Raw genomic sequence first — 21,646 nt, forward strand, 5'->3', positions numbered from 1 at the left:
GGGCCTCCCAGGAGGGATTCAACCAAGCAGCTGCGCGCGCGTCAGCGCTTGGAGACAAATACGTGCGCGGCGACATCGCGCGGAAGCTCCGCGGGAGTGTCGTTTGCGTCACCGTCACCTGTCACCCGCACACCGTCGTCGCTCGCCGCGAGCGTCACCTCGCGTCCGGGTTGTATCCCAACTTGCTTGAGTTTAAGCATCACAGCAGGATCGCTTTGCACTTGTTCGCTAATTCGCCGCACGACGACGGGTGTGTCTCTGGGACCTGCCAAGTCCGACATCGATGTCAGCACGTTCGCGCCGCCCTCGGCGGCCTCCTTGGCGCCCAGCTCGCCCAGCCCGGGGATGGGGTTTCCGTGCGGGCAGACGGTGGGGTTGTCGAGCAGCGTCACCAGGCGCGTCTCGACCGACTCCGACATGACGTGCTCCCAGCGGCACGCCTCGATGTGCACTTCTTCCCACGGAAGGCCGATCACCTGGGTCAGCAGGCACTCGGCGAGCCTGTGCTTGCGCATCACGCGGGTGGCCAGCGTGCGGCCCAGATCGGTCATCGACAGGTGCCGGTCGCCCTCGACGCGGACGAGGCCGTCGCGCTCCATGCGGGCGACGGTCTGGCTCACGGTGGGCCCGCTCTGCTGCAGACGCTCCGCGATGCGGGCGCGTAGGGGGACGATGCCCTCCTCTTCGAGCTCGTAAATCGTGCGGAGGTACATCTCCGTGGTATCGATCAGGCCGTGTGCGGTCAAGGCAGTCCTCCCAAGTAAATGGTACGCCGGTCGAGGTGGGGACTGAGCCCGTCCGCAGCGGGCACAGGAGTCACAGGAACCCTATGGGGAGAACGACCGACGATGGTTAAGGACGGCAACAAGGGAGCGGCCGAGTTCCTTCCCGACCAGCTCGATCTCGACTCGCTGCGCCGCGCGGCGGCCTGCTGCGAGGGTTGCGATCTTTACAGGAACGCCACGCAGACCGTGTTCGGCGAGGGCCCGAAGCAAGCCAGGTACATGCTCGTGGGCGAGGAGCCCGGGGACCAGGAGGACCGGCAGGGGCACCCGTTCGTGGGCCCGGCGGGGCGCATTCTGGACAAAGGGCTGGAGGAGGCGGGTATCGAGCGCGATGAGGTATACGTCACCAACGCGGTCAAACACTTCTCCTTCACGCTGCGAGGCAAGAGGCGGATCCACCAGAAGCCGACGGCCGCCGAGATCACCGCCTGCCGGCCGTGGCTCGACGCCGAGCTGGCCGTGGTGCGGCCCGAGGTGATCGTGGTGCTCGGGGCGACTGCGGCCAGGGCGCTGCTGGGGCGGGAGTTCCGGGTGACCCAGCACAGGGGCGAGCCGGTGCCGCTCGGGGACGCGCTCGCCGTGGCCACGGTGCACCCGTCGGCCGTGCTCCGCGCGCCCGACCGGGACCTGGCCTACAAGGGCTTCGTGGCCGACCTGAGGGTCGCGGCCAGTGTGGCGTGACGCTAACGGGCCCGGAAGTTACGGAAGCCCGCCACAGAGAGGCCGACGACCAGCACCGTGACGGCGCAGGCGATGCCGCCGCCCACCCAGGCCCCGGTCAGGCCCAGCCCGGTCGCCATGGCCCCGGCCCGCAGGTCGCCGAGGCGCGGCCCGCCCGCCACGACCACCATGAACGCCCCTTGCAGCCGCCCGCGCATCTCGTCGGGCGCGTACAGCTGCAGGATGGACTGCCGCCACACCGACGAGATCACGTCCGCCACACCTCCCACGGCCATGAACGCCACCACCAGCCAGAGCTCGTGCACGAGCCCGGCGACGGCCACGGCCAGGCCCCAGACGGCGATGACCACGACGAGCGCCACGCCCTGCCGCGAGACCCGGCCCACCCAGCCGGAGAACAGCGCCCCGGCGGCGGAACCCATGGCCATGGCGGAGGTCACCAGGCCGAGCGAGAGGGAGGAGCCGCCGAACCGGTCGGCGGTCAGCTCGGGGAAGAGCGCGCGCGGCAGAGCGAACACCATCGCGATGATGTCCACCACGAACGACATCAGCAGCACAGGGCTCCTGACGATGAAGCTGAGCCCTTCAAGCACCGCCCCGGCCCCAGGACGTCTCACCTCGCCCAGCGGGGGCAGTGAGGGCAGCCTGAGCGCCGCGTAGAGGCTGCCGGTGAAGAGGAGGGCGTCCAACGCGTAAGCCGCCGCGAACCCGCCGGTGGTCAGCGCGACCGCGCCGATCATCGGGCCCAGCACCGCGCCGATGCTGAAGACGAGGGAGTTGAGCGCGTTCGCCGCGGGCACCAGCTCCTTCTCCAGGAGCCTGGGGATGATCGCACCCCTGGCCGGGCTGGTGATCGCGAAGCCGGTCGCGTTCACGGCGACCGCGGCGAAGATCAGATAGATGTTTCCGATCTTGAGCACGGCCTGGGCGAGGATGAGCAGCGTCGCCGCCCAGGCGATGAGCGAGCCGACGATGAGCAGCTTGCGCCGGTCCACGGCGTCGGCGACCGCGCCTCCCCAGAGTCCGAAGACGATCAGCGGGATCAGGTTGGCCATGCCCAGCAGCCCGACGTAGAACGAGGAGTGGGTGAGCTCCCAGACCTGCTGCCCGACCGCGACGACGGTCGCCGCGACGCCGACATGAGAAACGGACTGGCCAAGCCATAGCCGCCGGTAGTCGGGCACACCGAGCGGCCGTGTATCTACCAGATGACGCTTGACCAGCTCCGCGATTGCCACTCAAGGAACATTAAGGCGCGAGCCTTTCCAGGGCCCAGCCGGGTCTCGTCCGCCGGTAGCGGAGCCTGTCGTGCATCCGGTCGAGCTGCCCCTGCCAGAACTCCACCTCGATCGGATAGACCCGGAAACCGCCCCAGAAGTCAGGCACCGGCGGATTCTCCGGCCAGCGCGCCGCCAGCTCCGCGTAGCGGTCGTCCAGCTCCTCCCTGGTGCGCACGACGGCCGACTGGCGCGAGGCCCAGGCCCCGATGCGTGAGCCGTACGGGCGGGAGTTGTAGTACGCGGCCGACTCCTCGTGGGAGATTCGCGTCACAGTGCCTTCGATGCGTATCTGGCGGCGGATCGGGTGCCAGGGGAAGAGCAGCGACGCGCGGGCGTTCTCGGCCAGATCGCGGCCCTTGCGCGACTCGTAGTTGGTGTAGAAGACGAAACCGCGTTCGTCATAGCCCTTCAGCAGGACCGTCCTGGCACTGGGCCGGCCGCCCGCGGAGGCGGTGGCCAGGACCATGGCGTTGGGTTCGGGCAGGCCGGCTTCGAGCGCGTCCTGGAACCACATGGTGAATTGCTCTATCGGTTCGGACGCGAGGTCTGATTCGAGCAGCGGCTCGCCCTCGTAGGTACGGCGAAGCCCAGCCAGCACGGGCGGGCGCGGGGTGGCATCCACGAGACGGTATTCTTGCGCGCTTGTGTGGTAGATCCCATGCACCCCCTCTCACCAGCGGGTTTGGCCTTACAGCGGGTCCCGAGACCGAGCACGACCTGGGAAGGGGTTAAATTGACCCGCCGGTATCTCGACATCAAGGCATTGCCCAAACATGGCAAGGGAAAGGGAGGCGGCCGAGTATGTCCGACTTCAAACCCGGACTCGAAGGCGTCGTAGCTTTCGAGACCGAGATCGCGGAACCGGACAAAGAAGGGGGCGCCCTTCGATACCGGGGCGTCGACATTGAGGAACTGGTCGGCCGTGTCCCGTTCGGGGCGGTCTGGGGCCTGCTGGTCGACAACAAGTTCCAGCCGGGCCTGCCTCCGGCGGAGCCGTACCCCATCCCTGTCCACTCCGGTGACATCCGCGTAGACGTGCAGAGCGCCCTGGCCATGCTGGCTCCGGCCTACGGCTTCAAGCCCCTGCTCGACATCAGTGACGAGGAGGCCCGCGACCAGCTCGCCCGCGCCTCCGTCATGGCTCTCTCGTTCGTCGCGCAGTCCGCGCGTGGGCTCGGCCTGCCGATGGTGCCGCAGAGCCGGGTCGACGAGGCCAAGACCATCGTCGAACGCTTCATGATCCGCTGGCGCGGTGAGCCTGATCCCAAGCATGTCAAGGCCATCGACGCTTACTGGACCTCCGCTGCCGAGCACGGCATGAACGCCTCGACGTTCACCGCCCGCGTCATCGCCTCCACGGGCGCCGACGTGGCCGCCGCGCTCTCCGGCGCCGTCGGCGCCATGTCGGGCCCGCTGCACGGTGGCGCCCCGGCCCGCGTCCTGCACATGATCGAGGGTGTGGAGCAGCTCGGCGACGCCAAGAAGTACGTCCAGAGCGAGCTCGACAAGGGCAACAGGCTCATGGGCTTCGGGCACCGCGTCTACCGCGCCGAGGACCCGCGCGCCCGCGTGCTCCGCCGCACCGCCAAGGAGCTCGACGCGCCCCGCTACGAGGTCGCCGCGGCGCTGGAGCAGGCCGCGCTTGAGGAGCTGCACGCGCGCAAGCCCGACCGCGTGCTGGCCACCAATGTCGAGTACTGGGCGGCCGTCGTGCTGGACTTCGCCGAGGTGCCGTCGCACATGTTCACCTCGATGTTCACCTGCGCCCGCACGGCCGGCTGGGCCGCGCACGTCCTGGAGCAGAAGCTCACGGGCCGGCTCGTCCGGCCGAGCGCCAACTACGTCGGCCCCGCCTCGCGTCCCCTGAGCGACGTGCCCGGCGCCGCCGAGGTGGCCGGGAAGTTCTGACGCGATCGGCCCCGGCACGTCAGCCGAACGAGCACTTCACCTCGAGTTCGGCAGTGCCCGGGGCCTTTTCGTCGACCGTGCAGCTGCCCCGCGACACCGGGCCGTTCTGGAAGGAACCCGCGGCGGGGTCCGTGGAGAACAGCCAGAGGCCGCGAGGGAGCGCGGCGTGCGACTCCGCGTCCTCCGAGAAGTAGAACTTCCCGCTCGCGCCTTGGATGAGGCCGCCAACGCCGAGCCCACGCAGGTTGTATGCGACGCTCTCGGCGATGTTGACCGACTCGTCGACGTCCGAAGCCTTGATCTTGTTGATCGCCGAGGTGACGGCCAGCAGCGCGTCGTAGCCCATCCACGCGTGCACGCGTGACACGCCCTTCGCTTTGACGCTCGCGATCCAGTTCTCGATCTCCGTCTTCGTGCGGTTGCCCTGCCCCGGTCGCATGTCGTTGAGCGCGACGAACGAGATCGCCGGCTTGTTGATGAAGTCCTCTCTGGCGAGGAGCTCCACCAGTTTCTCTGTGACGTCGTCACCCGCCAGGATCTGCACCTTGTCCGCGCACTCGTGCTCGCGCGTGTCGGCGACGGTGTTCAGGAAGGTGGACCTGCCGGTGTAAAGCAGCACCTCCGCACGCTCCTGGCAGGCCAGCGCGACCCTGCTGGCCAGCTCGTCCGCGTTGGCGAACTGGTACCGCCTGGCAGGCGCGTACGGGCCCTTGGCGAGCCCTTCCGCGAGGTCCTTGCTGTAGAGCTCGTAACCGTCCGCGTCGACCTCGACCAGGACGGCGACCCGCTGCGGATCGACCGGCTTCCTGCCGGGCAGCCCGTGCGCGAGCCACAGCTCGAACGCCCGCGCCTGCGCGGAGTTGGGAGCCGCCATGCGGAAGAAGTACGGCGAGGGACGGTCGTTGTAGACCAGCGGCGTCACGTCGGCCGAATTCGTGGTGCTGAGCATCGGGATGTGCGCGTCGCCCAGCACCCGGATGGCGTCCTGCGTCTCGGTCCTGCTCCACGCGAGCCCGATCACCCCCGCGACGTCCGGGTCGCCGGCCGCGCGCTGCCTGATCATGTTGGCGGCGAACTCGGCGTATCGGAAGTACTGTCCGGTGTTGGCCAGCTCCACCTTGATCTGCCAGCTGCCGAGCCGGTTGTACGCCCCCTGGCGGGCCGCGATGCCGGACAGTTCGCCGGCCGAGCCGCCCACCTGATCGTCGCCCGGATGCGACGTGGTGAGCGGGCCGAGATAGAAGACCGTGATGACCCGCTGCCTCGTGTCGATGTCCTCGTTCTGCTGCTTGATGCGCTCGAGGATGGGGAGCAGGGCCGGGCTCGGGGCGATCTCGGCGAGATTGTCACTCAGGCCGACGCACTGCTGCTCGGCCCACATCATGCCGGGGCCGCAGCCGAACCAGTTGCCGCCGTAGACGGCCAGTGGCGGGGCGAGCAGCAGCGCCAGCATCGCGAGCCAGTAGCCGACCGCACGGACCCTGACCTTGCCCAGCCGCGGCCGGTAGGTGTCGCTCAGCCTCAGCCTGTCGCCGGCGAGAGGCAGCCGCGGCTCCGGCCCGCGCAGCGCCACGCGCGAACGCCAGACCTCGACGTCATCGGCGATGGTCCCGTGCTGCTCGCCGACCCGCGTCGGGCCCGGCTGCCCCGCCGGCCCCGACTGCCCCGGGTCCTCGGCGATCACCAGCAGCGGCGGCACGATGCCGGTGTCGTGCAGGACCTCCTCATAGACCTCCAGGAACCGCGCGTGCCACTGGTCGGCTGCGTTGAGCACCAGCAGCGCGTACAGTCCGCGCCCCCAGCTCGGCCAGGGGATGCGCGGCCACTTGCGGTACGCCTGGCGCAGGTCCTCCAGCATCGCGTAGACCAGCAGCCGCTCGATCTCCGGCTCTGACGCGTTCATCAGCTGCAGCGCGTACTTCTGGCGGCTGTCGCCGACCTTGCGCCGTAAGTCCTCGTACCGGTGGCGGCGGAACCACCGGGAGAAGGCCGAGCCGCGGATGAAACGCACGGCCTGCAGCCCGATCGCACCGGCGCCCAGCAGCAGTGCGAGCAGGCCGGGCGCCAGCGGGATCAGGTCGGTGATCCCGGCGTCCAGCCACCAGGCGAGCACGGTGGCGACCGGCACGAAGAAGACCGCGGCCCGCACCAGGAAGTCGCCGGCCGCCCACCGCTTGCGGCTGTCGGCCTTCAGGCTGGGGCGCACCCCGAACCTGGCGCTGAACCGATGTCTGAGCTCCTCCTGCCCGAGACGCGAGTCGGGGCCCGGCGGCCACCCCTCCCTCTGTGGCCACTGCTCCGGCTCGCATTTCTCGCCGCGCTGTGCCCAGGCCCACAGCACGAACTCCGTCAGCGGGAAGCGTGGCGCGGGCAGCAGAGTGTTCCTGACCCAGTTGCCGCCGAGGGCGCCCTTGGGGCCGGCCAGCCCGTCCACGAGGTCGGCCAGTGATTTGTGCGCGCCTTCGACCGGCTTCGCGTACGGCAGGCGCCCGTTGAAACGCTCCGCCAGCTGCCCGGCATTACCGGCCGGCGCTCCGGTGACGACCAGCACGGGCAGCGGGAGGTCCCGCCAGAAGGGCCGCAGCAGCAGACCCTCCACCACCTCGCGCGAATCCCGTTCAGTGGGCATGGAGCCACCGCCGCTCTCACATCACGAACATGGCAGATCCCCCGGCCCTTTCCATTCTGCGGCATGGACGATCTTTGGTTGTGGGGTTCTTCTCAGTTTCCAGCCCCGGTCCCGGATCATCCGCGCGGGGTCAGTACCCTGGTCACGTGGCTGACATCGTGATTCCCGCTGACATCAAGCCCGCCGACGGCCGATTCGGCTGCGGGCCCTCGAAGGTGCGCACCGAGCAACTGGCCGCGCTCGCCGCCTCCGGCGCGAGCCTCATGGGCACCTCCCACCGCCAGAAGCCGGTCAAGAACCTGGTCGGCCGCGTACGCTCCGGGCTCGCCGACCTCTTCTCGCTCCCCGAGGGCTACCAGGTCGTGCTTGGCAACGGCGGCACCACCGCGTTCTGGGACATCGCCGCCTTCGGGCTGATCCGCGACAAGTCTCAGCACCTGTCGTTCGGCGAGTTCTCCTCGAAGTTCGCCGCGGTCACCAAGAAGGCCCCGTGGCTGGCCGAGCCGAGCGTCATCAAGTCCGAGGTCGGCACCCACCCCAGCGCGGTGGCCGAGGAGGGTGTGGACGCGTACGCGCTCACCCACAACGAGACCTCGACCGGCGTCGCGATGCCCATCAAGCGCGTGGGCTCCGACGACTCGCTCGTGCTCGTGGACGCCACCTCCGGCGCCGGCGGCCTGCCCGTCGACATCACCGAGGCCGACGTCTACTACTTCGCCCCGCAGAAGAGCTTCGCCTCCGACGGCGGCCTGTGGATCGCGATCATGTCGCCGCGCGCCCTGGCCAGGGTCGAGGAGATCGCCGCGACCGGCCGCTACGTGCCGGAGTTCTTCAGCCTGCCCGTCGCGATCGACAACTCCGCGAAGGACCAGACCTACAACACGCCGGCCGTGGCCACGCTGTTCCTGCTGGCCGACCAGCTCGACTGGATGAACTCCCAGGGCGGCCTGGCCTGGACCACCGCCCGCACGGGCGAGTCCAGCCAGCGCCTCTACACGTGGGCCGAGAAGTCGTCGTACGCCACGCCGTTCGCCGCCCCGGAGTTCCGCTCGCAGGTCGTCGGCACGATCGACTTCTCCGACACCGTCGACGCCGCGGCCGTGGCCAAGGTGCTGCGCGCCAACGGCATCGTCGACACCGAGCCGTACCGCAAGCTGGGCCGCAACCAGCTGCGCATCGCGATGTTCCCGGCCGTCGACCCGGCCGACATCGAGGCGCTCACGGTCTGCGTCGACTACGTGGTCGAGCGCCTCGGCTGACCCGACAGCTCCTCCGGGAGGGCGAGTGCGTCCTCCTCCTCGACGCTCTGCGCGAACCTGGCCAGCACCGGCAGCCTGTCGTTGCTGGCCGTTCGTCAGTTGACCCATCCTCCCGGCTTGACTAGTAGGAAACCTTCTTGCCCGAAAAGCTCAGCCCCGGCCAGGCGATGACCCGGTCGAAGAGCCTCGGTTATCTCATGTTCGCCAGCCGATGGCTCCAGGTCCCCCTTTACCTGGGCCTCATCGTGGCTCAGGCGGTGTACGTATGGCAGTTCGCGCTCGAGCTCTGGCACCTGATCGAGACGGTGCTCCTGCACGCCGAGCCGGCCACCGCGGCGACGCCGTCCGCCGAGGTCGTGGTCATGCTAACCGTCCTGGCGCTCATCGACGTGGTGATGATCTCCAACCTGCTGATCATGGTGATCATCGGCGGCTACGAGACCTTCGTCTCCCGCATCAACCTCGACGACCATCCCGACGAGCCGGAGTGGCTCTCCCACGTCAACGCGAACGTGCTGAAGGTCAAGCTGGCCACGGCCATCGTCGGCATCTCGTCGGTGCACCTGCTGCAGACGTTCATCAGGGCCCAGTCGACGCCCAACGACAAGATCATGTGGCAGACGATCATGCACCTGGCCTTCGTGGCCTCGGCCATCGGCCTCGCCTACATCGACCGCCTGCTGTCCTCCTCGCCCGCGGAGCACACGCGGTCGCACCTTTAGCCGCTAGTACGCGGGGATCTCGCGCTTGCGGCGCAGCACCCAGCCGGCCACGACGCCGCCGATGAGGCCGAACAGGTGGCCCTGCCAGGAGATGCCCTGCTGGTTGGGCAGCAGGCCCGCCAGGATCCCCCAGTACGCGATGCCCACGCCGACGGCGATGACGATGTCGAGCAGCCTGCGGTCGAACAGGCCGCGGGCCAGGATGAAGCCGAAGTAACCGAAGACCAGTCCACTCGCCCCGACCGTGTAGACGCCGGGGCTGGTCAGCCAGGTGCCGAAACCGCCGATGAGGATGATCAGCACGCTGGCCCACAGGAACTTGCGCAGGTCACGCAGCCCGGCGAGGAAGCCCAGGATCAGCAGCGGCAGCGAGTTGGCCATGAGGTGGCCGAAGCCGCCGTGCAGGAACGGGGCGAACAGGATGCCGATCAGCCCGTCGGGCTCCCACCCGATGATGCCGAACTCCCGGTCGAGCGTCCCGTTGAGGAAGAAGTCGACGCCCTCCACGACCCACATGACCGCGAGCATGGCGACCACGACGAGGAGAGCGCTCAGCGCACCGGACAGGAGAGACCCAGCGCCGCGCTTGGCCGACTCGAACCTGGAACCCGAATAGTCGCCCATGCGCCTCTCCCGGTACGTCGTTTTCTCTTTCTTTACCGTAGCCAGGAACGCTTATGCGCGCGCTAAAGGCGGAAGACGCGCCCTCGGAGGTGGTGCGGGAGGGCGCGGGTGGGCGCCCTCCCCCGGTTATTCGCCCTTCCACTTGGGCGGGCGCTTCTCGGCGAAGGCCGCGGCGCCCTCCATGGCGTCCTTGGAGCCGAAGACCGGCCCGACGATCGCGCTCTGCTTGGCGAACATCTCCTCCAGCGACCAGTCCGCGGACTCGATGACCACCTTCTTCGTGGCGGCAAGGGCCAGCGGCGCGTTAGCGGCGATCTTGCGGGCCAGCTCCAGCGCCCCCTCAAGCGCCTCCCCGGGTGACGTGATCCGGTTCACCAGGCCCAGCTCGTACAGGCGCGAGGCCGGGTAGTGGTCGCCGGTCAGGGCGATCTCCATGGCCACGTGGTACGGGATCCGGCGCGGCAGCCGCATGATGCCGCCCGCGCCCGCCACAAGACCACGCTTGGGCTCGGGCAGGCCGAACGTCGCCTCCGACGATGCCACGATGACGTCGCACGACAGCGCCAGCTCGAACCCGCCGGCGAGCGCGTACCCCTCCACGGCGGCCACCAGCGGCTTCTTCGGCGGCGACTCGGTCAGCCCGCCGAAGCCGCGCCCCTCGACCACCGGGAAGTCGCCGGACAGGAACCCCTTGAGGTCCATGCCCGCGGAGAAGGTCCCACCGGCACCGGTCAGGACATAAGCGGAAATGTCGGGACGAGCGTCCAGCGTGTCCAGCGCCTCCGCGATCCCCCGCGCCACCGCCCCGTTCACAGCATTACGCGCTTTGGGGCGATTTATCGTGATTACGGCGACGTTCTCGGATTCCTCGACGAGCACTTCGTCAGACAACGAGACCTCACTTGGGCTGGAAGCGGATGCCGCCGTCGAAGCGGATGACCTCGGCGTTCATGTAGTCGTTCTCGATCAACGACCGCACCAGGTGCGCGAACTCGTCGGCCCGCCCCATGCGCTTGGGGAACACCACAGGCGCCACCAGCTTGGCCTTGAACTCGTCCGCGTTGGCGGAGAAGCCGTAGATCGGCGTGTCGATGATGCCCGGGCAGATCGTGTTCACCCGGACGCCGATCGCGGCCAGGTCGCGCGCCGCGGGCACGGTCATGCCCACGATGCCGCCTTTGGAGGCGGAGTACGCGAGCTGCCCCGTCTGGCCCTCCAGCGCGGCCACGGAGGCGGTGTTGATCACCACACCCCGCTGCCCGTCGGCGTCGGCCGGCTCGGTCTTGGCGATCGCGGCGGCGCCGATGCGCATGAGGTTGAACGTGCCGATCAGGTTGACCTCGATCACCTTGCGGTAGGAGGCCGGGTTGTGCGGGCTGCCGTCGCGGTTGACGGTGCGCTCGGCCCAGCCGATGCCGGCGCTGTTGACCACCACGCGCAGCGGCTTGCCGGTGGCCACGGCGGCGTCCACGGCCGCCTGCACCTGATCGTCGTCCGACACGTCGGTCCTGACGAACACCCCGCCGAGCTCGTCGGCGATGGCCTTGCCGCGCTCCTCATTGAGGTCGGCGACGACCACGGTGGCGCCCGCGCGGGCCAGCTCACGAGCTGTCGCCTCGCCGAGGCCGCTGGCGCCGCCGGAGATGATTGCTGCAGATCCGTTCACGTCCATATCCCGGACCTTAACCCGCAGACCGAATGAAGTTCTACTCGGGGTGCGGTCAAATCTCGCCCACGGCGCTGTCGACGTCGGAGTACACCTTGATGCGCCGGTCGAGCCCGGTCGTGCGCAGAATGCGCGCCACAGGCGCTTGGGGCGCCGCCAGGGACACGCCGCCGCCCTCGCCCGTCGCCAGCCGCCAGGCCTCGATCAGCACCGACAGCCCACTGGAGTCCATGAACGACAGCTGCTGCAGATCAAGCACGAGCTTGGCGCTGTCCTGCTTGATGGCGTCACGCACCTCGTCGCGCAGGAACGGCGCGGTGAACAGGTCGAGTTCTCCCTCAACGGCCACCACCACGGCATCGCCAAGAGCGTGTCGTGCAAGCCGCAGCTTCATTTGGCCCCTCCTCGATGAGCCACTGTACTTCGACATCCCCGGGTACCGGGCATGCACAAACTACGAAGATGCGGACGAGGTACCTGAAATAGGCCTCATACCGCAGGGATGGCGAAGCCGTACGGAAGCTCCAAGCGGTGCTCGGCCAGCAGTTCCGTGTTGGAGAGCAGCTCGCGCGTGGGGCCGTCGGCGGCGATCACGCCGCCGGAGAGGATCAGCGAGCGTTCACACAATTCCAGCGCGTACGGAAGGTCGTGCGTGACCATGAGCACCGTCACGTCGAGAGAGCGCAGGATCTCGGCCAGCTCCCTGCGGGCGGCCGGGTCCAGGTTGGACGAGGGCTCGTCGAGCACCAGGATCTCCGGCGACATGGCCAGCACCGTCGCCACCGCCACGCGGCGCCGCTGGCCGAACGACAGATGGTGCGGCGGCCGGTCGATGGCCTCCAGCATGCCGACCCGCTCCAGCGCGTCCTTGACGACGCGGTCGAGGTCCTCGCCGCGCACGCCCGCGTTGGCCGGGCCGAAGGCGACGTCGTCCCTGACCGTGGGCATGAAGAGCTGGTCGTCCGGGTCCTGGAAGACCAGGCCGACGCGCTGCCTGACCTCCTTGAGCGTGTCCTTGCGCACCGGGGTGCCGGCCACGGTGACAGTTCCGTGCCCAGGGGTGAGGATGCCGTTGAGATGCATGACGAGGGTGGTCTTGCCCGCGCCGTTCGGGCCGAGCAGGGCCACGCGCTCGCCGCGGGCGATCGACAGGTCCACGCCGAACAACGCCTGCGTGCCGTCGGGGTAGGCGTAGGCGAGCTGCCTGACTTCGAGAGAGTTCACCAGGAGAGTCCCCATACTGCGAGGGCCATGGCCGGGAGGGCGAGAGCAATGCCCCATTGGCGTACGGAGGCTGAAAAATCTTGAATAATAGGCATCCGTCCCGAGTATCCCCGACTGAGCATCGCCAGGTGCACGCGCTCGCCCCGCTCGTACGACCGGATGAACAGCGCCCCAGCGGACCGGGCGATCACCGGGATCTGCCGCAAATCTCGCGCTTCGAACCCACGGGACTCCCGGGCCACCCGCATCCGCCGCATCTCATCCACGATCACGTCCATGTACCTCAGCATGAACATGGCGATCTGCACCAGCAGACTCGGCAGCCGGAGCCGCTGGGCCCCGATGAGGATCACCCGCGGCTCGGTGGTGGCCGCGAGCAGGATGGAGGCGATCACGCCGAGCGTGGCCTTGGCCAGGATGTTCCACGCCGCCCAGAGCCCGGGCACGCTCAGCGAGACCCCCAGGACGCTGGTCCGCTCCCCCAGCCCGATGATCGGGATGACGAACGCGAACAGCACGAAGGGCACCTCGATCACCATCCGCCGCAGGACGTACGGCATCGGCACCTTCGCCACCACCGCCACGATCCCCAGCAGAGCGGCGTAGGCCGCGAACACCCAGAACCGCTCCCGCGGCGTGGCCACCACGACGATCGCGAACGCGAAGACGGCCAGCAGCTTGCACTGCGGCGGCAGCCGGTGCACGACCGAGTCGCCCGGCAGGTAGAGCTGGTGATGGTGCCCCGCACTCATGAGTCAGACCTTGACCTTCGTACGGCTCCGCGCGGCATAGGCCACGCCTCCGGCGACGAGCAGCACCAGTCCGACACCGACGATCCCGGCCACCCCGACCGGAACGCCGCCCACCTCGCCGTAGTCGGCCAGCGCCCACGACCCGAACAGATGGTCGCTCGCCTGCGAGAGGAAGCCCTTGTTCTCCGCGACCGCCTCCAGCCCGTCAGGCGAGGAGGAGGCGAAGAACGACACGATCCCGGCCAGCACCAGGGTCAGGCCGACACCCCCGAGCAGGAACGGCCTGAGCGCGCCGGGGGCGGCCGCCGGCTCCTGCCCGCCCACTGTCGTGGTCTCACCCTCAGCCCCCCGCAGGACCAGCGGCTTGGCCAGGCCGCGGGCGCCGTACACGAGGTCGGGCCGGACCGCGAGGACCGCGCCGACCGTCACCGCGGTGATCAGCGCCTCGCCGATCCCGATGAGCACGTGCACGCCACCCATGGCCGCGGCCACCGCGCCCACCTCGATCGGCGCGGTCCCCCCGACCCAGAACAGCAGCGCGAACACCAGCGCGGCCGAGGGGACCGAGACCAGCGCGGCCAGGAACGCCGCCACCACGATCCGGCCCCTGGCGACCCTCGCCACCAGCCGGAAGACCCCCCAGCCGACCAGCACGGTGACAATGCCCATGATCGTGATGTTGATGCCGAGCGCGGTCAGCCCGCCGTCCGCGAAGAGCACGCACTGCACGAGCAGGACCACGGCCATACACAACACGCCCGTATAAGGCCCGACGAGTATCGCGGCCAGCGCCCCGCCCAGCAGGTGGCCGCTGGTGCCGGCGGCGACGGGGAAGTTGAGCATCTGGACGGCGAAGATGAAGGCCGCGACGAGCCCGGCCATGGGAGCCGTCCTGTCGTCGAGCTCGCGCCGCGCCCCGCGCAGACAGACCGCGACACCGGCGGCCGCCACGACGCCGGCCGAGACGGATGTCGCCGCGTTGAAGAAGCCATCGGGTACGTGCACGCCAAACCTCCTGCAAGAGCAAACGTCCCTACTTTAGGACATCGTCTTGCACCTGCACATAGATGGCAATTAGCGCATGATCTTTCTGATGATCGTCCGCGCCGTCAGCCGCCGCACCACGGTGCTCAGCCTCCCCTTCCCCGAGGTCGCGTACGGCCGCACGGTCCTGAGCAGGGCCGCGCCCCACCACCTGCGCGGCGCCGCGACAGTCTCAGCGTCGGTCTCGATCCTGAACCGGGCGGGCGGCCCGCCCAGATCGAGCTCCAGGTACGCGTCCCAGGTCCCCGGCGGGAGCCAGCCGACCGCGACCCTGGCCGCGAACCCCCCGCCGGGCAGCGCCAGCACGCGCTCGGTCCGCTCACATCCGGTCCGCCGCTCGCGCCAGACGATCCGCTTGACCGCCGAAGCCGCCGGAGCGGTGCCGACGACGCTGACCTCGCCGTCGATGAGCAGCCGGTGCCCCAGCGCCCACCTCGTCCTGATGAGGTGCACCGTGCCGGGCACCGCGACCACGTGGCCGCCGACGTCGATGCTGAGGTTGCCGTTGTCCCGGGTGAAGTACGGCAGTGCCACCACGCCGTCGATCAGCCGGGGCGGCGGGAGATTGATGCCGCTGTCGCGCTCGCCCCCGAGCCTGCCGAACCGCACCACCCCCTCGAGCTCGACCGCCACCCGCAGATCCCAGATCCCCGAAGCGAGCGCGGCCACGTCCACCCGTACGGTGAACTCGCCCCCCTTGCGCTCGGCCGGGATGACCAGCTCGGTGGCCGGGTCGTGCCGCGCGCGCAGCACCACGGCCAGGCCGTCGTCCCTGCTAATGCCGTCCAGCCGGGCGGATCCCGTCACCACCAGGCGGTCGCCGTCCCAGCGCAGCCCGGTCAGCCTGCGCCGCACGGTGGCGTTCTCGATGCGGGCCAGGCGCACCAGACGGTCGATGTCGCCCAGCGCGGTCGCCCGCTGCCTGTCGATGCTGTTGAGCAGCTCGTGCACCCCGGGCGTGTACCACTCGTCGCAGAGGGCGGCCACCTCCCGGGCGATGTCCTTGCGCCGTACGTCGTCGCTCTCCAGGAACACTGCCCCGAGCTGGGCGAACGCGTCGAGCCTGAAGTGCCTGCGCAGCAGGTGGTCGCGGAGTGGGCCGGGCTCGATGTGCTCGGCCATGAGCTGGATCGGCTGCCTGATCATGGCCAGCCAGGCCAGCGGGTCCCTGCTGCCCTTCTGCTGCATGATGCTGCTGCCGTCCGGCCTGGACACGAGGTGGTAGCAGTCGTAGTCGGCCACCACGGAGATGACCGCGGCGTGGCAGTAGGCGTGGACGGTGAAGATGATGTCCTCGCCGACGAGCATGCCCTCGCCGAACCTGATGTCGTGGCGTTCGAGCAGTTCCCTCCTGAACAGCTTGAAGCAGCACAGGCTGTTGTAGACGTTGCTGTCGCCGAGGCCCACGCGGTCGGCGCTCTGCTGGAACATCGACACCGGCGCCCGCCGGCCGTGCCCCACGATCTTGCCGAGGACGATGTCGGAGCCGTTCCTGTCGGCCATGGCGACCATGCGTTCCAGCGCCTCGGGGCCGAGGTAGTCGTCGGCGTCGCAGAAGAACACGTACCGGCCCGTGGCGTGCTCGATGCCGACGTTGCGCGGCCGGCCCGCGCCGCCGCTGCCGTCGATGTGGACAACCTTGACGCTGTCCTTGTGGTACGTGGCGTAGAGGTCAAGGAGCTCGCCGCTGCCGTCCGTGGAGCCGTCGTCGACGACGATGAGCTCCTTCTTCACGCGCTGCACGAGCGCGGAGGTGAGGCATCTGTCGAGGTATGCCCGGCAGTTGTGTGCGGGGATGACAACGCTTACGTCAACCGCGTCGTCATCGTTCCCGGTTGCCGACATCGCCACCACCGCCGCCTGTGTCACGTTGCGCTGCTAGTTGGTTTCAGTATGTGACGGGCGCCGGTCTCCAGGGGGGCCAATCGGGCATCTTCATCCCCTGCTTTTGCCAGCAACGGAGATTTACGGCATTCCGCTGATAGCCGCTGAAGTGCCACATTTAGCCTGGACCGAACGAGTTTCAGGGACGAGGTTTTCCTACCGGGGAATAGAAACCTCTCCACCAGGATCATTGAGATACCCCTGGCCGTTCGCCGGTGATCCGCTCCCGAGAGTTGCGCGTCTACAGTTAGGCAACCTTGACCGGGAGGTGGCGGTAAATGGGATCGGATCTCCGCAGGCGGGCGGCGCACGACTCGCCCACGCACTCTGCTGAGTTCATCGCCTCGGCGGCTCGACTGGAAGAGCTGCACGAGTGCTCCGCACTGCTTCGCCGCACGAGGATGCGAGCCGAAGAGATCGTGGACGAGGCGCGTGCCCTGTTGATGGAGGCCGAACAGCGCGGCGAGGTGGACCGCGTCCTGGAACTGCGCGCCCAGCTGGAGCAGGCGCGCGGGTTGTACCGCAAGGTGCTGAACGCGTACGTGACGATCTGCCACAGGATCACCGAGGAACGCCAGGAGATCTTGCAGGAGCACATAGGGTTGTCAGGTGCGGCCTGACGGGAGTACTGTCAGGCCATGCCTGACTGGAAGGACAAGATCCGCTGCTCTTTCTGCCACAAGAAGAGTGCGGAGGTGAACAAGATGATTGCCGGTCCTGGTGTGCACATTTGCGATCAATGTATAGGGCTGTGCAATGAAATCCTCGAACAGGAACGACTCGCATCCTCCACCGAGCCCCGGCTCCCGACGTGGGAGACGATGACCGAAGAGCAAATACTCGAGCACCTCCCGAAAATCGCCGCCGTACAAGCACAGGTGGACGACAACCTGCGCGACTGGGTGGCGAACCTGCGTGGCAGGGACGTCAGCTGGGAACGCATCGGCGCCTCGCTCGGCATGACGCGGCAATCCGCGTGGGAACGTTTCAGGAGCGAGACCTGACCAGTGAACCGTTGTGGCGCGTGGGACGTCCTATATCCAGGGAGGCCCAACATGCGCGTGCTAGACGGTCTCGCGGCGCCCGATCTCGAGGAGCTCCACCTGGAGCTGGTTCTCATCCTGGCGCTGCACGAAGAGGCAGAGCGACTGGCTGCCCAGTGAGCGGGCTCCAGCTCCCCGGACCGCAACCCGGGGAGCTGGAGCAGGGGGACGCCTCATAGGATTGCCGACCATGCTGCGTTGCGCCGTGCTTGACGACTACCAGGGAGTGGCGCTCGGTCTGGCCGACTGGTCGAGAGTGCGGGCGACGAGCTTCCGCGACCACTTCGGCAGCCAGGACGAGCTCGTGGCCGCCCTCCACGACTACGAGATCGTGGTCGCCATGCGGGAGCGCACGCCGTTCCCGGCCGAACTGCTCTCCCGGCTGCCCAACCTCCGGCTGCTCATCACCACGGGCATGCGCAACGCCGCCATCGACCTGCACGCCGCTCGGGAGCGCGGCATCACGGTCTGCGGCACGGGCAGCAGCTCGACCCCTCCGGTCGAGCTGACCTGGGCTCTGATCCTCGGCCTCGCCCGCCACCTGCTGCCGGAGGCGACGGCCATGCGCGCCGACGGCCCCTGGCAGAGCACCCTGGGCACGGATCTGCACGGCCGCACGCTGGGGCTGCTCGGGCTCGGCAAGCTAGGGTCCCGGATGGCGGAGATCGGCCGGGCGTTCGGCATGGACGTCGTGGCGTGGAGCCAGAACCTCACCCAGGAGCGTACGGACGCCCTCGGCGTGCGGCTCGCCCCAGGCATGGACGTGCTGCTGTCCGAGGCCGACATCGTCTCCATCCACCTCGTGCTGAGCGACCGGACGCGGGGCCTGATCGGGGAGCGGGAGTTGTCGTTGATGCGGCCCGGCGCGTACCTGGTGAACACCTCGCGGGGGGCGATCGTCGATCAGAAGGCGCTGGTCGCGGCGTTGAAGGCGGGACGGATCGCGGGAGCCGGGCTGGACGTGTTCGAGACGGAGCCGCTGCCCGCCGGCCACGAGTTGCGCACGCTGCCCAACGTGCTGGCCACCCCGCACCTGGGGTACGTGACGGAGCTGAACTACCGTACGTACTTCCGCGAGGCCGTCGAGGACATCGACGCCTTCCTCGACGGCGCTCCGATCCGCCGCCTTCAGTGAGTTCTGCCCCTGGCCCGGAAGGCTGCCGTCTTGACGCGGTTCTGGCAGGCCGTGGAGCAGAACCTGCGGGTGCCGTTGCGTGACACGTCCACGTAGACGCGGTCGCAGTGCGGCGCCGTACAGACTCCCAGGCGGTCGCTGAACTCGCTGCCCAGCACGATCGCGAGCCCGGTGGCGCAGCCCGCCCCCCACTCGCCCGCCATCGTGCCTTCGTGGCCGTGGAAGTGCAGGTGCCACGGCTCGCCGTCGTGCCGCTGGAGCATCGGCCTGGCGTGGGTCTCGTCCAGCAGCGCGTTCACCTGTGTGGCCGCGGTGTCGATGTCGCCGTCGGCCACGGCGGCGAAGACCGTTCGCAGGCGGGCGGCCACCTCGGCCAGCTCGGCGCCCTCCGGATCGGTGACCTCGCGGCGATCCGGATAGACGGCACGCAGGGCCTCAGTGGCGGCGGCCCCGAGGTCGTCCGGCGCCGGATGGTCGCGTCCCCGCCGCTCACCTGGGGTCAGCGCGTTGACGAGCGCCACCGCCGCCCTGACCACTCCATCGGTGTGACTGTTGAAATCCAATTGACCGGTTACACTTTCATGCTCTAGTTTGTGACTGACCAAAGCTTAAACGACAGTCACAAGGAGACGTTCGTGCTCACTCACGATGCCGCATTGGAGTGGATGTCGCGCTGGGACCGTCAACAGGAGGGCTACCTGCCGGATCGCGAGGAGCGGTTCACCGCCCTGATCGACGCCGTCGAGGCGCTGGGACGGCCGGATCCGGTGGTGATCGATCTGGGCTGCGGCCCCGGCTCGCTGTCCGCCCGGCTGCTCGACCGCCTGCCGAAGGCGAAGGTGATCTCGGTGGACGCCGACCCGCTGCTGCTCGGGCTCGGGCGTGCCGCGTACCCGCGGCTCACGTTCGTCTCCGCGGACCTCCGCGCCGGCGGGTGGACGGAGTTGCTCGGACTGGACGGGCCTGCCGACGCCGCAATCAGCACGACGGCGCTGCACTGGATCTCCGCCTCCGACCTCAAGGGCGTGTACGGCGAGGTCGCGGCCGTCCTGCGCCCGGGCGGGCTGCTGCTCAACGGCGACCACATGGACACCGACGACGCCACCCCGTCCCTCGCCCGCCTGGAGCACGCCGTTCACGACCGGGAGACGGAGCGGACGTTCGGCGCGAACCCGCCGGAGGACTGGCGGGCCTGGTGGGACGCGGTCGAGGCGGACCCCGCCTTCGCCGAGCTCAACGAGGAGCGGCGCACCACGGCCGGGGCCTCGCATCACGGCTCGGAGTCCCGGCTCCTGTCGCATCACGTCGAGGCACTCCGGGAGGCCGGCTTCTCGGAGATCGGCACACTCTGGCAGCGGGGCAACAACCGCCTGCTGTGCGCCGTACGAGACTGACCGCATTCGACCTCTATACACTCAACCAAGCGCTTGCTACGCTCCGCCCATGATGTCCACGGTCGTCTGGGGCACCGGCAACGTCGGCCGCGCGGCCATCCGTGCCGTCGCGGCCCATCCAGGATTGAAGCTCTCGGCCGTACTCGTCCACGACCCGGGCAAAGTCGGCCGGGACGCCGGCGAGCTCGGCGGGCTCGGACACGATCTCGGGATCGTCGCGACCGACGACGTCGACGCGGTGTTAGCCGCGAGCCCCCGGGCCGTGGTGTACGCGGCCTCCGGCGACCTTCGCCCCGACGAGGCACTCGCCGACGTCACCCGAGCGATCCGGGCGGGGGCCATAGTCGTCACCCCCTCGCTGTACGCGCTCTACGACCAGCGCAGCGCACCGCCCGAGCTGCGCGAGCCGGTGCTGGCCGCCATAGAGGACGGCGGCGGCTCGCTGTTCGTCTCGGGAATCGACCCCGGCTGGGGCAACGACGTGCTGCCACTGCTGATCAGCGGGCTCGGCACCGCCATTGACGTGATCCGCTGCCAGGAGATCTTCGACTACTCCACGTACGACCAGCCGGACTCGGTCCGGTACCTGGTCGGCATGGGCCAGCCGATGGACTACGAACCGCCCATGATCGCGCCGACCGTCCCGACCATGGTGTGGGGCGGGCAGGTGCGCCTGATGGCCAGGGCTCTCGGCGTCGAGCTCGACGAGATCCGTGAGACCCGGGACCGGCGCCCGCTGGACGCCACGGTGGGCGAGTTCGAGGCGGGGACCCAGGGCGCGGTGCGGTTCGAGGTGCAGGGCATCGTCGGGGGCGAGCCCCGCATCGTCATCGAGCACGTCACCCGCATCCACCCGTCCTGCGCCCCGGACTGGCCGACGCCCCCGAACGGCGTGGGCGCGCACCGGGTGATCATCGAGGGCCGCCCGCGCATCGAGGTCACGGTCGAGGCCACGGACGAGGGCGGCAACAGCTCCGCCGGCGGGAACGCCACCGCGGTCGCCCGGCTGGTGGGCGCCATCGGCTGGCTCGCGGACGCGGAGCCAGGACTGTACGACGCGCTCGACGTCCCGCTGAACCCCGGCAGACTCGGAGGGAACCGGCCGTGAACATCGACATTCCCCAGGGCAAGGACCCGATCGCGTACGTCTGGGGCGAGATGGTGCCCGGCATCGGGATCGCCGCCTCCAAGTTCTCGATGTCGGTGTACGCCCACAGCACGCTGGGACTGCGCGAGTTCGAGGCGGCCCGGCTGCGCATCGCCCAGATCAACGGGTGCGCCTTCTGCCTCGACTGGCGCACGGAACGGGACGGGGAGAAGGTCGAGGAGGAGTTCGACGAGGCGGTGACGCAGTGGCGCACCACCGACGCCTTCGACGAGCGCACCCGGCTGGCCGCCGAGTACGCCGAGCGGTACGCCCTCGACCACCACGGGCTCGACGACGAGTTCTGGACGCGGATGACCGCGCATTACAGCCAGCTCGAAATCGTGGAGCTGAGCATGTGCCTCGGCTCATGGCTGGCGTTCGGCCGCCTCAACCACGTGCTGGGCCTCGACGCCGCATGCACGCTGACCGGCGGCTCCTCACCCACACCGCAGCGCAGGAAGTGAGGACC

Annotated in this window: 23 protein-coding genes; 10 read left to right on the top strand and 13 right to left on the bottom strand. The window is 69.1% G+C overall.

Features of this window, described 5'->3' with window-relative positions; genetic code table 11:
- Positions 1-41: 41 nt before the first annotated feature.
- On the bottom strand, positions 42-746 hold the full coding sequence (locus AB0J09_RS01335; RefSeq protein WP_360683226.1) for a metal-dependent transcriptional regulator: 705 nt from the start codon (positions 744-746) through the stop codon (positions 42-44).
- Between the two features lie 102 nt (positions 747-848).
- Between AB0J09_RS01335 and AB0J09_RS01340 the strand changes: the two genes are divergently transcribed.
- On the top strand, positions 849-1,466 hold the full coding sequence (locus AB0J09_RS01340) for a UdgX family uracil-DNA binding protein (protein ID WP_360683228.1): 618 nt from the start codon (positions 849-851) through the stop codon (positions 1,464-1,466).
- Between the two features lie 2 nt (positions 1,467-1,468).
- On the opposite strand, the gene AB0J09_RS01345 is transcribed toward AB0J09_RS01340, so the two are convergent.
- Both AB0J09_RS01345 and pdxH read right to left on the bottom strand, forming a co-directional pair.
- Complete coding sequence (locus tag AB0J09_RS01345) at positions 1,469-2,704, bottom strand: MFS transporter (RefSeq protein ID WP_360683230.1); 1,236 nt, start codon at positions 2,702-2,704, stop codon at positions 1,469-1,471.
- A 10-nt stretch (positions 2,705-2,714) separates the two neighbouring features.
- On the bottom strand, positions 2,715-3,368 hold the full coding sequence (gene pdxH / locus AB0J09_RS01350) for a pyridoxamine 5'-phosphate oxidase (protein WP_360683232.1): 654 nt from the start codon (positions 3,366-3,368) through the stop codon (positions 2,715-2,717).
- Positions 3,369-3,547: 179 nt separating this feature from the next.
- On the opposite strand from pdxH, the gene AB0J09_RS01355 reads away from it, so the two are divergent.
- On the top strand, positions 3,548-4,654 hold the full coding sequence (locus AB0J09_RS01355; protein ID WP_360683234.1) for a citrate synthase 2: 1,107 nt from the start codon (positions 3,548-3,550) through the stop codon (positions 4,652-4,654).
- Between the two features lie 19 nt (positions 4,655-4,673).
- On the opposite strand, the gene AB0J09_RS01360 is transcribed toward AB0J09_RS01355, so the two are convergent.
- Positions 4,674-7,283 carry a hypothetical protein gene (locus AB0J09_RS01360; RefSeq protein WP_360683235.1) on the bottom strand — a complete coding sequence of 870 codons (2,610 nt, stop codon included), beginning with the start codon at positions 7,281-7,283 and terminating at the stop codon, positions 4,674-4,676.
- A gap of 146 nt (positions 7,284-7,429) precedes the next feature.
- Here AB0J09_RS01360 and serC point away from each other — a divergent pair, with 146 nt between their 5' ends.
- A complete protein-coding gene (gene serC / locus AB0J09_RS01365) occupies positions 7,430-8,542 on the top strand; it encodes a phosphoserine transaminase (RefSeq protein WP_360683237.1) in 1,113 nt (370 codons plus the stop codon).
- Positions 8,543-8,679: 137 nt separating this feature from the next.
- Complete coding sequence (locus AB0J09_RS01370) at positions 8,680-9,264, top strand: TIGR00645 family protein (protein ID WP_360683239.1); 585 nt, start codon at positions 8,680-8,682, stop codon at positions 9,262-9,264.
- 3 nt (positions 9,265-9,267) lie between these two features.
- Here the strand turns inward: AB0J09_RS01370 and AB0J09_RS01375 are convergent, their stop codons facing one another.
- From AB0J09_RS01375 to AB0J09_RS01410, 8 genes are all read right to left on the bottom strand, one after another.
- Positions 9,268-9,888 carry a rhomboid family intramembrane serine protease gene (locus AB0J09_RS01375; RefSeq protein ID WP_360683241.1) on the bottom strand — a complete coding sequence of 207 codons (621 nt, stop codon included), beginning with the start codon at positions 9,886-9,888 and terminating at the stop codon, positions 9,268-9,270.
- Between the two features lie 126 nt (positions 9,889-10,014).
- Positions 10,015-10,779, bottom strand: a complete 765-nt coding sequence (locus tag AB0J09_RS01380) for a crotonase/enoyl-CoA hydratase family protein (protein ID WP_360683243.1) — start codon at positions 10,777-10,779, stop codon at positions 10,015-10,017.
- Between the two features lie 7 nt (positions 10,780-10,786).
- A complete protein-coding gene (locus AB0J09_RS01385; RefSeq protein WP_360683245.1) occupies positions 10,787-11,560 on the bottom strand; it encodes an SDR family NAD(P)-dependent oxidoreductase in 774 nt (257 codons plus the stop codon).
- Between the two features lie 49 nt (positions 11,561-11,609).
- The gene (locus tag AB0J09_RS01390; protein ID WP_091080528.1) at positions 11,610-11,948 is read right to left on the bottom strand and encodes an STAS domain-containing protein; all 339 of its coding nucleotides are present in this window, start codon (positions 11,946-11,948) and stop codon (positions 11,610-11,612) included.
- A gap of 95 nt (positions 11,949-12,043) precedes the next feature.
- Positions 12,044-12,793 (bottom strand): ABC transporter ATP-binding protein, encoded by a 750-nt coding sequence (locus tag AB0J09_RS01395; RefSeq protein WP_360683247.1) that lies wholly within the window; start codon positions 12,791-12,793, stop codon positions 12,044-12,046.
- Positions 12,775-13,530 (bottom strand): cobalt ECF transporter T component CbiQ, encoded by a 756-nt coding sequence (gene cbiQ, locus AB0J09_RS01400; protein WP_360683249.1) that lies wholly within the window; start codon positions 13,528-13,530, stop codon positions 12,775-12,777. Before cbiQ ends, AB0J09_RS01395 begins: the two co-directional genes overlap by 19 nt.
- A gap of 3 nt (positions 13,531-13,533) precedes the next feature.
- A complete protein-coding gene (locus AB0J09_RS01405; protein ID WP_360683251.1) occupies positions 13,534-14,535 on the bottom strand; it encodes an energy-coupling factor ABC transporter permease in 1,002 nt (333 codons plus the stop codon).
- Positions 14,536-14,604: 69 nt separating this feature from the next.
- Positions 14,605-16,419 (bottom strand): glycosyltransferase family 2 protein, encoded by a 1,815-nt coding sequence (locus tag AB0J09_RS01410; RefSeq protein ID WP_360683360.1) that lies wholly within the window; start codon positions 16,417-16,419, stop codon positions 14,605-14,607.
- Between the two features lie 317 nt (positions 16,420-16,736).
- Between AB0J09_RS01410 and AB0J09_RS01415 the strand changes: the two genes are divergently transcribed.
- From AB0J09_RS01415 to AB0J09_RS01425, 3 genes are all read left to right on the top strand, one after another.
- On the top strand, positions 16,737-17,078 hold the full coding sequence (locus tag AB0J09_RS01415; RefSeq protein ID WP_360683253.1) for a hypothetical protein: 342 nt from the start codon (positions 16,737-16,739) through the stop codon (positions 17,076-17,078).
- Between the two features lie 18 nt (positions 17,079-17,096).
- Positions 17,097-17,462, top strand: coding sequence for a ClpX C4-type zinc finger protein (locus AB0J09_RS01420; protein WP_360683255.1), 366 nt, complete (start codon positions 17,097-17,099; stop codon positions 17,460-17,462).
- Positions 17,463-17,691: 229 nt separating this feature from the next.
- The gene (locus AB0J09_RS01425; protein ID WP_360683257.1) at positions 17,692-18,636 is read left to right on the top strand and encodes a D-2-hydroxyacid dehydrogenase family protein; all 945 of its coding nucleotides are present in this window, start codon (positions 17,692-17,694) and stop codon (positions 18,634-18,636) included.
- Here the strand turns inward: AB0J09_RS01425 and AB0J09_RS01430 are convergent.
- Positions 18,630-19,199, bottom strand: a complete 570-nt coding sequence (locus tag AB0J09_RS01430) for a CGNR zinc finger domain-containing protein (RefSeq protein WP_360683259.1) — start codon at positions 19,197-19,199, stop codon at positions 18,630-18,632. The two genes, AB0J09_RS01425 and AB0J09_RS01430, sit on opposite strands and share 7 nt — an antisense overlap.
- A gap of 72 nt (positions 19,200-19,271) precedes the next feature.
- Between AB0J09_RS01430 and AB0J09_RS01435 the strand changes: the two genes are divergently transcribed.
- From AB0J09_RS01435 to AB0J09_RS01445, 3 genes are read left to right on the top strand one after another with little or no spacing between them, the layout of a single operon-like run.
- Positions 19,272-20,030: a class I SAM-dependent methyltransferase gene (locus tag AB0J09_RS01435; protein ID WP_360683260.1), complete on the top strand. Its 759-nt coding sequence runs from the start codon at positions 19,272-19,274 to the stop codon at positions 20,028-20,030.
- Between the two features lie 49 nt (positions 20,031-20,079).
- Positions 20,080-21,138, top strand: coding sequence for a dihydrodipicolinate reductase (locus AB0J09_RS01440; protein ID WP_360683262.1), 1,059 nt, complete (start codon positions 20,080-20,082; stop codon positions 21,136-21,138).
- On the top strand, positions 21,135-21,641 hold the full coding sequence (locus AB0J09_RS01445) for a carboxymuconolactone decarboxylase family protein (protein ID WP_360683264.1): 507 nt from the start codon (positions 21,135-21,137) through the stop codon (positions 21,639-21,641). The genes AB0J09_RS01440 and AB0J09_RS01445 overlap by 4 nt, the downstream gene beginning before the upstream one ends.
- Positions 21,642-21,646 lie beyond the last annotated feature (5 nt).

The organism is Nonomuraea sp. NPDC049784, assembly GCF_040659615.1.
GTDB lineage: Bacteria > Actinomycetota > Actinomycetes > Streptosporangiales > Streptosporangiaceae > Nonomuraea.